Raw genomic sequence first — 13126 nt, 5'->3', positions numbered from 1 at the left:
TGTTGGCCAAATGATCGATTTGAAGGAGGAAGGATGAGGGATGAAGTTGGGTCTGACTTTGTTTGAGGGAATCCCTAGCCCTGTAAGGGCGGATTGTATAATATCCCAGGATTTTAACCTTGGATTGTAATTTAGAACCGAGATTCAAGTCAGGGTTTACCATTAACATATATCCACTAAAGCTACCATTGACATCGATCGGGGCGACACGTCACCCTGAGCGAAGAGAAGGATCTCTTGATAAAAAAGGTAGGAGATTCTTCGTTCGTTCCTCACTACCATTGCCAGATGTGGAGGGATCGTCATTCTGAACGTAGTGAAGAATCTCCTACTCTCAAGGAAAGAGATCCCCCGCAATGCTGCGGGACAGGCTTTCACCTCCGCAAGCTCCGGATCAGGATGACGTACACCAACTGTCATATCCTTTCTGTAAATGCCAATTTTAATGACTCAGGATGACGTACACCAACTGTCATTCCCTTTCTGTCATTGTCAATTTCAATAACTCCGAAAGACAGCAACACCTATCTCAGTCAGTTTAGCAATAAAATAATTCCACAATTCATCATCTCCCCGGTGTAAGTACAATCTTCCTAAACTCCACCGGTCCATGATCTCCCTGAAGCATTAATGGTCCGGGCAGGGCTTCATGACTGTCCAAAGCTCCTCCGGTAATTCCGGGGATGATCTGATCACAAATGATAGTTTTGTCATTGGCAATTATAGTCAGTCTTCTCCCTACCAAGGTAATCTCAAAAGTCTGCCATTCCCCTGCTGCTTTGGCCACCATCTCATTGGGTGTCAAAAATCCATACACTCCTCCAAAGAGAACCGATGAGGCTTCTTTCCCTTTGTCATCCTGGATTTGTATTTCATACCTTCCTCTCAAAAATATTCCGCTATTGCTTCCTTCCGGATACCGGAATTCCACCTCTAGCTTAAAATCATCAAATTTCTCCTCAGTGATCAAATTCGCACCTGAAACTTCACTGGTAAGAACGCCATTGACTACCTTCCATTGATTGTCCTCTTTGTCGGCATACCATCCATTCAGATTCTCACCATTAAAAATAGAAATTGGGCTTCCCCATTCGGGAGCTTTTTCCCTGATCAGCGCCGGGGCCGGTTCTCCAACAAATCTATACCTGCCTCCTATAGGATGCAAAATAGTCCCTGACATTTTCCCATTATTGACCATGCCTTCAAAGACCAAATCCTGATCGGTATTCTGCCACTGTGGCGGAATGATGAAAGAGACTTTCCCATTTTCGAAATGAACTTTGGAAATTGGCCGTGCACTTCCATCATCGCCAACGAAATGCCCTGTAAGCACCTTGAAACCTGACAATTTTACCTCCAACCACGATGGCGCTTCTTTCCCATTTTTGTCAAGAGTGAGGTTCCACCTTCCAATGATATCCTCCGCATCAGGTGTACTCAGCTGGGTGGTATGAGGGCTTGGTTCATCAGTTTGAAAAGCAACTTGCCCGGCTTGATTGGTATTTTGACTGTGGGCAGAAAAAATGAGGCCCAAGGTCAATAATGACCCTAGGCCTAGTGTTTTTAAGTTGTGATTGAAGTATGGTTTCGATGTATTCATCTCTTGAAATTAATGGTTATTTGGACTTCAAGATAGCCAAATACCTTAATTTTTAAAACTCCTCGCCTCATTAGGCAAAATTTCAAGTTCTTTAATTCATCCTTCTACTTGCAGTAAATTCTCCAACCACCTCTATTTCTGGTTTATGATCAATTGATCTTGAAAACTACCCCTAGATTCAACCAAGCCCAAGTGTTACCGATCTCTCCATACACTCCAAATTTTTCAGAGAGATAATACCTCGCTCCGGCATGAAAAGAGAGAAAGGCCCCTCCAGTAGCAAATGCAGTTCCCTCAAAATTGAAATTCCTGTAATACAATCCCAAACCTCCATAGAGGTCTAGATTGTCTTTCTCAAGCTCCAAAAGCTCTGCAAAATGGAATGACCCGCGTACCCCAAAAGTGGTCAATGAATAAAAATTATATCCAACATAGCCGAATTCTCCAGCTACACCTATTACCCCTTTCTCAAGGCTAGCTACTCCATACTCAGCCCCTACCCCAATTGGAAGGCCAAAACCACCGCCCCAAAGACCTGCTGCATAGGTACTTCCCAGCCCTAAACCAGCGTTCAAAACCAAGTCCTTCTCTTTAAAGGCCTGAGCCTGCACATGTGTGACAACAGGAAATAAGAATAATACAATAAGAGCTATCCTGAAAATTTGTTTCTGTACCATGATGATAATGTTGATTTGATAAGGTGAAAATTTGAATATTAAAAATTATTTTTTGTTCCTCAACAAATATAAATCAATATAATATTTTAAAAAAACCAGTCTTTACTTCAAATACCTTTTGAATATTTGTTATTTCCCTATTAATAGTTGAGATATTTGAAAGCCTCATTCAAAACCTTGGAATTCTCATCCCAAAAGCAAAAAAATATTTTTTGACTTTTTTGTGGAATAAGTTTGTTTGTTACCCCAATTGCCAAAAAATCTTAATTTTCTGAATTGCTGATCAATACTTTCCCAGATGACTGATTTGAGCAAGGTTTTATTTGGAAAGCTGAAGGTTATTTAGTTTTTTAAGGGTTATTACACCAATAAAAGGTATCTTTAAAAAAAAGGTTAAACCCAAAAATAAATTTAAATAATATAAAATGTCACTCAAGTATTTTTTTGTGCCTTTGATCATCTTTTCGATCTATTTTTCTGCTCAGGCGAATAGTGAACTCGACAGCATAAGGAACGTCATCAGCATTTCTGAAGATGATTCGGTTAAAATCAGGGCAAGCATGTATTTGGCCCGGCAAATCCACAGGCTCGAACCCGATGACCCGGAAGATTTTTATTTTGCCAACTTGGCCGTAGAGCTTAGCGAAAGTCACAATGACACCTTACTTTTGGCAGAAAGTCTGGACAATCTTGGTCTACTTTACAGGTATCATTCCCAATATGCAAAGTCTATACCCCTTCATATCAGAGCGGTAAGCCTCGTTAGGGAAATGAATGTAGACCCCTATTTCAAAATGCGGTTTGCCAATAATGCCGGGGTATCTGCCCGATACGATCAGGCATATGACCTTGCAGTAGAATATTACCTTTTTGCTCTTAAAATAGCTGAGGAAAACAATGACTTAAGAAATATTGCCATAGCTTCAAATGGTCTTGGCAATTCTCTTAGTTATATAGACGGGAAAAGTGAGGAGGCCTTGGTATATTACATGAAAGCTCTTGAAACGGAAGAAGAGAGGGAGAACACCCTGGGCATGGCTATGAATTACCTTTCCATTGCCAGTTATTACTCCCGAAAAGAGGAATACAGCACAGCCCGGGAATATTTGGATGAACTGCTGATCATCAATACGGAAAGAAAGGACCAACATGGCATTGCCATGACTTACGAGTACTATGGACACAGTTACCTTGAGGAAGGTAAAAATCTGCGCCTCTCAGAAGATTATTATCAAAAAGCCCTTCAAGTTTTTCAGGAATTAAATCAGGAGCACAAAGAGGCCAGTATGCTCATTTCCCTTGGTCAGGTTAATACCAGATTGGGCAGGACATCCAAAAGCTTGAATTACCTAAGACAGGCATATCAGATGGCCCAAGATCTGAATAATAAGGCACTCATCATGGAAAGTGCCAGGCTGATTTCGGAAACTTATGAAGGTAACGGAAATTATGCGCAAGCATTGGCGTACTATAAGACTGCAGAAGCATACAAGGATAGCCTCAGCTTAATGGATCAGGAAGCGACCATCGAAGGCTTGAGATTAGAATATGATTTTGAAAAAAAAGAAGCTGAACTCAATTTACTGCAAGCAGACAAAGAACTGCAGGAACAACAATTTTTGGTAGCTGAGGAAAAATTCAAAAGAGAAAAAACCTTACTTTTTGGAGTACTTTTGGCATTTTTGGCCATTTCCTTAGTTATCACACTCAGTCTAAGGAATATTAATCTCAAAAAGAATCTTGCCATCCAAAGGGAAGAGCAAAAAAGAAAGGATGTGGAAGCTGCTTATCAAAACGATCTGCTACAGGCAGAAATCCTTGCTACGCGCATGCAGATGAACCCTCATTTCCTTTTCAACTGTCTGAATTCCATCAAGCTTTTGATCCAGAAAGAAAAAACAAAAAAGCGGTTAAATACCTGACGGACCTCAGTAGGTTTGTTAGGGATATCCTGCAAACCAGCAAACTCCCTACTGTCTCTTTGGAAGAGGAGTTGGAATTGACCAAGAAGTATATCAAATTGGAAGAAAGCAGGTTTGAGGAAAAGCTCCAATTCGAACTTTGCCTGGAAAACATAGAAGAAAAAGAATTGAAAAGCTCCAAAATCCCCCCTATGCTTTTACAGCCTTTTGTTGAAAATTCGATCTGGCATGGCCTCTTGCCCAGCCAATCAGAAGATAAAAAACTCAGGATTGCAGTATCCCAGCGGGATAATGGGATTTTTATTTCAATCATGGACAATGGCATAGGCAGACAAACCAAAGCACAGACCCAACTCAATGGACACAAAAGCATGGGCGTAACTATCACCCAACAAAGAATAGATCTTTTCAATAAAATCACCAACCAACGGATGCAAATGGATACTTTGGACCACTTTGACCAAAATAAAAAACCTAGTGGCACTGAGGTTCAAATCCATTTAAACGAGTCCTAACACCCCCAAATAAATCTAAAGAAACATGAATATCGCCATCGTTGATGATGAAAAACACTGTATTGAAAGTTTAGAGTTGGATTTACAGGCTTTGGAAATCGATCATAACCTTGTCTACAAAACCAACAAGTCTGTAGAAGCACTGGAAGAACTCCCAAAGCTTAAGATTGACATCCTGTTTTTAGATGTAGAAATGCCTCATTTAAATGGCTTCGAATTACTGGACCAACTCGAAACATTGGATTTCGATGTGATTTTCACGACAGCTTACAGTGAATATGCCCTACAGGCTTTTAAAAACAAAGCATACAACTTTTTACTTAAGCCGGTAGACAGTGAGGAATTGGAAGAAATTCTTTTGGACTGGGAAAGGAAACAAAAAAAAGAATCGCTTCTCCTCAATGAACTGGCTATAAAGGATCTTCTATCCAAAATCAAAAATGAAGGGCTTGTAAAAAGCAAAATAGCTATCCCTACCGTTCAGGGTTTTGAGTTTTTGAAAACCGAAGACATTCTATACTGCCAAAGTGAAAATAATTACACCAAGATTTTCCTCCAGACCGGAGAAAAAAAACTGATCAGCAAAACACTGAAAGACGTAGAAAAAACTCTGAGTAATTACTTGTTTTTAAGGATACATCAAAGCTACTTGATCAATCCCAAGTACCTCAAACAATACAATAAAACTGATGGTGGCTATGTGGTCATGGATGACGGACATTCTATTCCTGTCAGCAAGCAAAAAAGACATCTGCTGACAGAATTTTATGACATTATCAGCAGGACTTGACGAAATTGAGTGAGGCCTAAGACCAGGTCTATTTGGTAAATGCTAAATTCTCATTGGAAGTTGAGTTACAATCATCAAGTGTTTGCAACTAATTTTTATTTCATCAATTTGGTATTAATTTAAATTAATCATCTATATTGATATAAAAAATAGAGTTATCCCAAGATGTTTGAAATTCAAAGCTGCATTTTGTGGAGAACTCAATTAAACAAATTTTCTAACTAAATTTTACACATTATGAAAAGTCAATTTTACAGTCTTCTGGTTGCAGGACTTTTGCTATTCGGAACAAGTTCATGCTACACCTATCAATTCAGTGTAGGAAATGGTGCCCAGACAGGCGCTACAGTGACCCAAAAAAACCATTATTTGATTTATGGCCTGGCTCCAATAGGAACTTCAGACCCTAAGCAAATGGCAAATGGAGCAGCAGATTATGATGTGCACATTCAGCACACTTTTGTGGACGGCCTGCTGAATATGATTACCTTCGGAATCTACACGCCTACCACCACTACAGTTACAAGATAATTTTAAAATTTATGGGGGAGTCAAATTCTCCCCCCTTTTCAATTTAATGAGAAACTTTATCCTCATCGTATCCTTGTTTTTACTTGCTATTGGCTTGTTTAACTTCTTTAAGTATGTAAGCGACTTCAATGAATTGAGTTCATACGGCAAAGGATACTTGGCAGGAAGTCTCATCTTTATATTGATAGGAGGAACACTTTCATTTCTAATAATCAAAAGGAAAATAAAAGCCTCCCAAAGCCCGGAATAAAAGTCCAAATCTTTCTTTTCACCAATTTCAGTCCTCTCTAAAAGGTCTGCCTGAAATTGCTATAACCTTAATTTTAACTAAAACACAATGAAAATACAGATCTCTAGCTTAACCTTCTTATTTCTGATATCAGGTTTATTTTTCACTTCCTGTATAGAGGATGATGAAGATGGCCCTGGTAATAATCAGATAAATTCAAGTTTTGAAGCCTCAGATGCCGTTTCTGGACAATTTGATGCAAGCGGAACTTTTGTGGCTCAGTATGTCCCTGAATTTGAGCTTTACGTCAACGGTTTTGACTTTTATGATGGCTCCAATGCAGCCAACTCCGAGTTTTTGATTGGGATACAAATCTATGATGAAGAAGAAATTGAACTGACCACTGGGATATATTCTCTGAGAAACTCCTACCTGGCAGGAGGTGAATTGGGAAATATGGGGCTTGGCGTCACTTGGTGGGATGAAAGCCGAAATGCCACAATTTATTCTGAAGTAGAACAGGGCATTCTACGTATCCGAGGAATTTCAGAAACCAGAGTATGGGGTGATTTTATGTTTGACATCACCTCTCCCCAATCGGGTGAAAAGTTGGTAGTCAGAGAGGGCTCTTTTGATATCAGAAGATAATTGATTTTTTTATGAACAGTAGCGAGGTCGGGGTGACCTCGCTATTTTTTTTCAGATTCAAACTGAAAAATAAGGTTTTGCGTGATTTTTGATCTTTAATTTGTCTATGGCATTTTATTTAAGAAAAGGATTCAATTTTGGCCCTTTAAGAGTAAATCTTTCAAAAAGTGGGTTCGGTATCTCGGGAGGAGTGACAGGTGCCCGAATCGGGATCAATTCTCAAGGAAGGACATATGTCCATGGCGGAAGGCATGGCCTTTATTACAGAAAAAACCTATCCGCTCAAAATTCCCGTCAAGGAGGACAATTTAACGGAGGGTCATCCTTGGACGAAGAGGAAATTTTTAAAGACACCGGCTTGACCTATGCGCTGGATTCGAAAACTGTGAGAGAGCCTTTGGTTTTTCCTGACATCTTCAAAAATGTAAACGCTACAACTTTATTTTCAGGGATTGGCCTCTTGCTGATCAGTCTTCTGGTCGGTGAGCTCAGCATCAAATTGGCATTGGCCGTAATAGGCTTATTTCTGCTTATCTATTACAACAAACAGAGAAATCGAAAAAACAATCTTTTGATGGCTTTTGAGGAAATCAAGGGACTACATGCCTCGGATCAAAATGCCAACTCCTGGCGGCAAGCCACAGAAAACCTTGATGAGGGATCCCAAAAAGCTATAGCTCCACTGGTTTTGAACTGCTGGCTCGAAAAACAACTTACTGATGGGGAAATATTCCCGATAAAAGACCTCTTAAGTTTCCTTCCTGTAGAAAAATCATTTGCCGAAAAAATAGCAATTACCCAGTACTGCGATGCTGTAGAGCATGTCATATCGGATCATCAACTTACAAGAGCTGAAGAATCTTTGATTCAAAAACTTGAACTGGATTGGGAAATACCGAAATCAGAAATCCTGGCAGAAACTGCATTGATAGCTCAGTTTCAACATCTCAGAGAGTTACAGCGAGAAGCCTTACGAATTATTGAAATCTCAAGACCATTGGTAGCCAATGAAAAGGCTTATTATGAGGATGAAGGAAGATTACTGAACCAAAGAATCCTGGATACTTGGCAAGAAAATAAAGTCAGATACAAGACAGTAGGCTATCAGCTGGACATGGAAGGAATAATAAGGATCAGCAGTAGGGTATTGGAAATACAGGAAGGTAGAAATATACGCTCCTACCCCATCCGTAGAGTACAGGACATTTACCTCAATGCTGATGCCGGTACAGTGGAAGTAGTTTTAGAGGGACGAAAAAACCCTTTGATCATCAGTACTCCAAGTCTTTTTAAGTTTGCGGGAATCCTTCAAAAAGCCACCACAGAAGAAATTGAAGTATCTTAATCAAGGTAAGGCTTGAGAGATACTATTTCGGAACAGCTTTCAATCAGGGGATCTAAAATTTCGTGCATAGGGGCGGATAATCTCATTGAAAGCAAGTGGAGTTAGTTTTTACAATAGTTTATCCCTGCTCTTTTTGCATTTAATCAAATAGACTATACTTCTAATCAAAACTCATCAGCAGTAAATAAATTCGCATTTCGGTGGATGGATGGAAAGGGTATATTCCTTGAAAAAACCATGAAAAAAGACCTCTATTTCCTGCTCCTGTTTTTATTGATTTTTTCAGCTTGTGGTGAGGAATCACCAGTGCCCAATTCAAACTTGTACATTAAGTTTAAAGTAGATGGACAAGAAATTTTTTATCAGGCAAACGCTTTGAGCCCTTCTTTATTGAATTACGATTCCAACCATAAAGTTTATAATGCTGCTTTACAGGTAATCGCCCCCGGTTCTAATGGTACAAAGGATTTTATCAATATCCTGATTAGAAGCGAAACAAAGATCCAAACTAATCTGAATTATAGGCTTTCGGATGGGATACAGATTGGAGCTTTCACACAACCTAAAATCCTTTTTACTTATGCCGATGAAAAGGGTGATATATACAATGCTGTGATTTTAAAAGAATCTTATCCGAATCTGGATATCAAAGATGAGGCTGAACTAACCTTCACCAAGATCAGAGATGGAATTATGGAGGGGATTTTTTCGGCAATTCTGATCGGACCGGTTTCAAGTGCAACAGGAAGAGGTACAGGAATCAAGACTATCAGCCAAGGGGAATTCAGGCTTGGTTATGTAGAAAGCAATTCTTAGGAAATTGCCTTCTACAATTAATGGTCATCTAAAGTTTGAAAACAACACCCAAATTGAGATAAGAGACCCCATACCCCAATTCTGCAAATGCAGCCAGGTTTGGACTGAAGAAATACCGACCGCCAACGTAGAGTGTAAGACCTGCTGTGCTTCCAAAATTACCTCCTCCCATGTTTGGCATTCCTGTATTATCGCTGTAAGAATAATTCAGAATATTATAACTGAGCATCGCTCCACCGAAAAGGTCAATTTTATCGTTTTCTAATCCATGGTAATGAAAGGCACTTCTCACACCTACTATGGTATAATTCCATTTTGAAGTAGCTTCGAAATTACCTGAAGCAGTCCTGTACGAAAAGCTTTTGTAACCTACATAACCTCCCAAACTGATCACTCCTACATCTCCGGCATTCCACATGCCCTGTTCATATTGCAGACTGATTCCGGGAATTTGCGATGAATAATTGAAACTGCCCAATGAACTTCCCAATCCAACCCCTACAGCTACCACTTTGGTATCAATATCAAAGGCTTGCGAAAAACTCTTTTCTATATTGAACAGGAGTAATGCGAACAAAATAAGTATAGCTTTTTTCATGACTTTTTGTTGAGAAGTTATCCTTTCTCAAGACTCAGTTCAAACCAAATTGATTAATTGAACCGATTCAATTATTTATCGCTTCAAAAAGATTATTTTCTGCTTAATAAATTGTAATTTTTGAATCTTAAACTTTGGTTATGAATCGGTTAGGAATTTTGACTTTACTACTGTTTTTGAGCTGCCAAGTCTATGCACAGACAGCTTTTATAGATTCTCTCAATCAGGAATTGACCAATCCAAACCTTCCGGATAGTAGCAAAATTGATGTTTTCAATGAACTTGCTTACGAATGGGCCAAATCTTCACCCAAGAAGGGACTCACCTATGCTGACTCTGCCATTACACTTTCCAAAAAAATAGGTGATATGCCCCGTATGAGCTCAGGGCTAAACAGTAAGGGGATCAATTTCTGGTACTTAGGTGAAGACTCCCAAGCTTTGGAAGCTTTTGCAAGCGTGTTGGAGTTCCATAAGAACAATCAAAATGAAGCCGGCGAAGCAAGGGTGCTCAATAACATGGCTCTTCTGCTCTATAATCAGGGAGAATATCAGAAAGCACTGATATATCATGACAGGGCCAATCAAATTTTTGAATCCTTGGCATTACGCAGAAATCTTATAAACAGCCTTTCAAATACTGGTGTGGTTTACCTCGCTCTTGCAGATTATCCAAAAGCACTGGAGCAATTTCTTAAAGCCTTGAGTCAGACTGATTCTTCTGAGTACAATGAAAATGCAAATTTAAACACCAATATAGGTTTGGTCTACAAAAACCTTGGGGATCTCAAAACTGCTGAAAAGCACCAAAAAGAAGCTGTTGTTTGGTATGAAAGAGGCGGGCATAAACAAGGATTGGCATCTGAATATGGAAATCTTGCAAATAATTATCAAGCTCAGGGTAAATATAAGGATGCCGAGGATCTTTTTTTCAAAGCATTGGCAATCAATAAGGAAATTGGTAATCAAAGGAGAATTGCTTCGGACTTAGCTAATCTGGGAAAACTCTATATGTCCCTTGGACAGCTTGAAAAAGCCGAGCTATATCTCAATGAAGCAGTTGGAATTTTGTTTGAAAACCAGGACTTTCTTTATCTCTCCACAATCTATTTGGACAAGGCCGAACTTTTTCAAATGCAGAAAAAACCGAAGCTGAGCATTTTGGATCTTAGAAAAAAAGCCCTTGAATTGGCTGAAAAATCTGGCTCCCTATCCCATCAGAATAGTGCCTGGAAAGCACTTTCGGAAAGCTATGAAGAATTGGGAAAGAACAAAGAAGCACTTCTGGCATTTCAAAAACATATCATTTTCAGAGACAGCATTTTCAATAATGAAAACCAGAAGAAACTGACCCGAATGCAGGTTGAATTTGAATTTGAGAAAAATGCCCAACAAATGAAGTCTGAATTTTTATTTGAAAATCAGACCTTAAAAGCTAAAAATGAAAAACAGCGGATACTCACCGGAGCAGCACTTTTGATTTTTGTACTCTTTATTGTTACAGGCGCTATACTTCAGCATTTTTATAGGAAAAAAGTCAAAGCTGATAAGCTCAGACTCTCTGCGGACTTTAAGGTACAAAAAGCCCAATTGGAGTATAAAGCGCTCAAAGCACAAATGAACCCCCATTTCATTTTCAACGCATTGAGTTCAATCAGTAATTTTCTTTTAAAAAATGAACCGGAAAAAGCGGACTATTATCTTAACCGCTTTGCTGTTTTGATCCGAAAAATATTAGAATTCTCTGATCAAGAACTGATAACTCTCGAAGAGGAAATAGAAATGCTTCAAGCTTACACTGAAATAGAATCTCTGCGATTGGGAAAGCCGATCAAGATGGTGATAGCTTGTGAACCCGACATTTCCATGGATACTGTAAAAATTCCCCCATTATTGATTCAGCCTATGATAGAAAATGCGATCTGGCATGGAATAGCCCACTCAAAAGAAGAAGGAAGAATCGAAATCATTCTAAAAAAGGAAGGACAGCACCTCCAGCTTACTGTAAGGGATAATGGTGACGAGGCATTGATTCATGATCAAATAGAAAATGTGAAAAAATTAAAAAAGAAATCCATGGGTCTTGGGTTGATACAGAGAAGACTCAAAATCCTTTGGAAAGATCAACATGCGCAACAATTCCCTTTAGAATGGAAAAAACTCAATCACGGATCTGAGATAGCCCTTCAACTTCCGATCATCTACCAATGAAAATTGGTACTGATCATTGGCTTGATTTGAAAGCTTCATGCAATTTGACAAAAGCGACAATTTCCCAAAACAATCACCAAGGATAAGCAAGGCTTATTTACTATTGATTAACTCTCAAGTAACAGTTTTAAAACCAATTAAGTGATGAATAAAAGCCGGTGCCTGATCATTGAAGATGAACCACACAGCAAAGAAAGGTTACAACTTCTTCTAGAAAAATATCATCCTGACACCATTTCAATAGATGGCTGGGCCAAAAGTTACGAGGAAGCTGTTGATCTACTTCGTCCCGCTACCGTAGATTTGGTATTTTTTGATATACAAATGCAAGACTACAATGCATTTGATATTTTATCAGAACTTCAGGAAGTTAACTTTGATGTCATTTTCACAACAGCACATGAAGGTTATGCCCTCAAGGCTTTCAGAGTAAATGCAATTGATTACTTGTTGAAGCCAATTGACAGGGAGGAGCTTGAGCGAGCTTTGAAAAGACACTTCAATAGAAAGGAAGGATCTCAAGTCTCCATGAGTCAAAAATGGAAAAAGGAAATGGTCCTCAACAAAAGGTTAGAGATCCCAACTCCCAAAGGGCTGGAATTTGTTCCAATCCAGGACATCATTCGGTGTGAAGCAGATGGGAATTACACAAAGGTATTCCTGCGGGACAAATCAAAAATCATGGTAGCCAAAACACTCAAAGAATTTGAGAAAGCTCTGGAAAAGCACCATTTTCTTCGTCCACACCAATCCCACCTTGTCAACATTGAAGATGTGAAATCATATCACAAAGGAAAAGGAGGCTTTCTAATCCTATCTGACCACACCGAGATAGAAGTAGCCTCCAGAAGAAAGGAAGAAGTTCTTAGGATATTAAAATCAGAGTAAAATAAGGTCTAAAGAAATCCAATTAAATTAGCAGGAAATTTTGCCCGAATATTTGCTAACCTTACTTTTGACCATCACTAATCCTTTTACTCATGTTTGACAGCCCAGACTTTCCCAAGACCCTAGAAGAATCACTTTTCGAAGAGTGGCTGGAAATGGGACGAAACAGCAAAATCCCATATGCTTATTTATTGGTCGTCTGGGATGAATTGGACATGAAATACCTTGCTGTCTACACAGAAAACCGTTCCGATATCACTAAAATTGCTCGGTATGGCAGCTCCCCGGAGCACCGAACATTAGTCGCTGCCTATGATCTTTACTCTGAGGGGAGAGTCTTGTGATTGCTAATTCCAA

12 protein-coding genes and 1 pseudogene are annotated in these 13126 nt (G+C 39.2%); 10 read left to right on the top strand and 3 right to left on the bottom strand.

The features are described 5' to 3' along the window. Positions 1 to 565 precede the first annotated feature (565 nt). Positions 566 to 1600 carry a 3-keto-disaccharide hydrolase gene (locus tag A33Q_RS06800; RefSeq protein ID WP_016254825.1) on the bottom strand — a complete coding sequence of 345 codons (1035 nt, stop codon included), beginning with the start codon at positions 1598 to 1600 and terminating at the stop codon, positions 566 to 568. Positions 1601 to 1749: 149 nt separating this feature from the next. Then, complete coding sequence (locus A33Q_RS21510) at positions 1750 to 2277, bottom strand: hypothetical protein (protein ID WP_009036347.1); 528 nt, start codon at positions 2275 to 2277, stop codon at positions 1750 to 1752. A gap of 425 nt (positions 2278 to 2702) precedes the next feature. Between A33Q_RS21510 and A33Q_RS06790 the strand changes: the two are divergent. The 7 genes and pseudogenes from A33Q_RS06790 to A33Q_RS06755 all read left to right on the top strand — a co-directional run bounded on the left by A33Q_RS06790 (position 2703) and on the right by A33Q_RS06755 (position 9073). After that, positions 2703 to 4714, top strand: a pseudogene (locus tag A33Q_RS06790) (tetratricopeptide repeat-containing sensor histidine kinase). A 25-nt stretch (positions 4715 to 4739) separates the two neighbouring features. Next, positions 4740 to 5504, top strand: coding sequence for a LytR/AlgR family response regulator transcription factor (locus tag A33Q_RS06780; protein ID WP_009036344.1), 765 nt, complete (start codon positions 4740 to 4742; stop codon positions 5502 to 5504). 237 nt (positions 5505 to 5741) lie between these two features. After that, on the top strand, positions 5742 to 6035 hold the full coding sequence (locus A33Q_RS06775; RefSeq protein ID WP_009036343.1) for a Bor family protein: 294 nt from the start codon (positions 5742 to 5744) through the stop codon (positions 6033 to 6035). Between the two features lie 46 nt (positions 6036 to 6081). Further along, on the top strand, positions 6082 to 6285 hold the full coding sequence (locus A33Q_RS06770; protein WP_009036342.1) for a hypothetical protein: 204 nt from the start codon (positions 6082 to 6084) through the stop codon (positions 6283 to 6285). Positions 6286 to 6372: 87 nt separating this feature from the next. Beyond that, positions 6373 to 6912 carry a hypothetical protein gene (locus A33Q_RS06765; RefSeq protein ID WP_009036341.1) on the top strand — a complete coding sequence of 180 codons (540 nt, stop codon included), beginning with the start codon at positions 6373 to 6375 and terminating at the stop codon, positions 6910 to 6912. 106 nt (positions 6913 to 7018) lie between these two features. Continuing rightward, positions 7019 to 8257 carry a DUF4236 domain-containing protein gene (locus tag A33Q_RS06760; protein ID WP_009036340.1) on the top strand — a complete coding sequence of 413 codons (1239 nt, stop codon included), beginning with the start codon at positions 7019 to 7021 and terminating at the stop codon, positions 8255 to 8257. Positions 8258 to 8494: 237 nt separating this feature from the next. Then, complete coding sequence (locus A33Q_RS06755; protein ID WP_152527386.1) at positions 8495 to 9073, top strand: hypothetical protein; 579 nt, start codon at positions 8495 to 8497, stop codon at positions 9071 to 9073. A gap of 28 nt (positions 9074 to 9101) precedes the next feature. On the opposite strand, the gene A33Q_RS06750 is transcribed toward A33Q_RS06755, so the two are convergent. Then, positions 9102 to 9671 (bottom strand): hypothetical protein, encoded by a 570-nt coding sequence (locus A33Q_RS06750; RefSeq protein ID WP_009036338.1) that lies wholly within the window; start codon positions 9669 to 9671, stop codon positions 9102 to 9104. Positions 9672 to 9811: 140 nt separating this feature from the next. On the opposite strand from A33Q_RS06750, the gene A33Q_RS06745 reads away from it, so the two are divergent. From A33Q_RS06745 to A33Q_RS06735, 3 genes are all read left to right on the top strand, one after another. After that, positions 9812 to 11881 (top strand): tetratricopeptide repeat-containing sensor histidine kinase, encoded by a 2070-nt coding sequence (locus A33Q_RS06745; RefSeq protein WP_009036337.1) that lies wholly within the window; start codon positions 9812 to 9814, stop codon positions 11879 to 11881. 144 nt (positions 11882 to 12025) lie between these two features. Beyond that, positions 12026 to 12769, top strand: a complete 744-nt coding sequence (locus tag A33Q_RS06740) for a LytR/AlgR family response regulator transcription factor (protein WP_009036336.1) — start codon at positions 12026 to 12028, stop codon at positions 12767 to 12769. 92 nt (positions 12770 to 12861) lie between these two features. After that, on the top strand, positions 12862 to 13113 hold the full coding sequence (locus tag A33Q_RS06735) for a hypothetical protein (protein ID WP_009036335.1): 252 nt from the start codon (positions 12862 to 12864) through the stop codon (positions 13111 to 13113). The last annotated feature ends 13 nt before the right edge of the window (positions 13114 to 13126 follow it).

It is taken from the genome of Indibacter alkaliphilus LW1 (assembly GCF_000295935.2).
GTDB classification, from domain to species: domain Bacteria; phylum Bacteroidota; class Bacteroidia; order Cytophagales; family Cyclobacteriaceae; genus Indibacter; species Indibacter alkaliphilus.
This window is presented reverse-complemented; position numbering and strand designations above follow the sequence as displayed.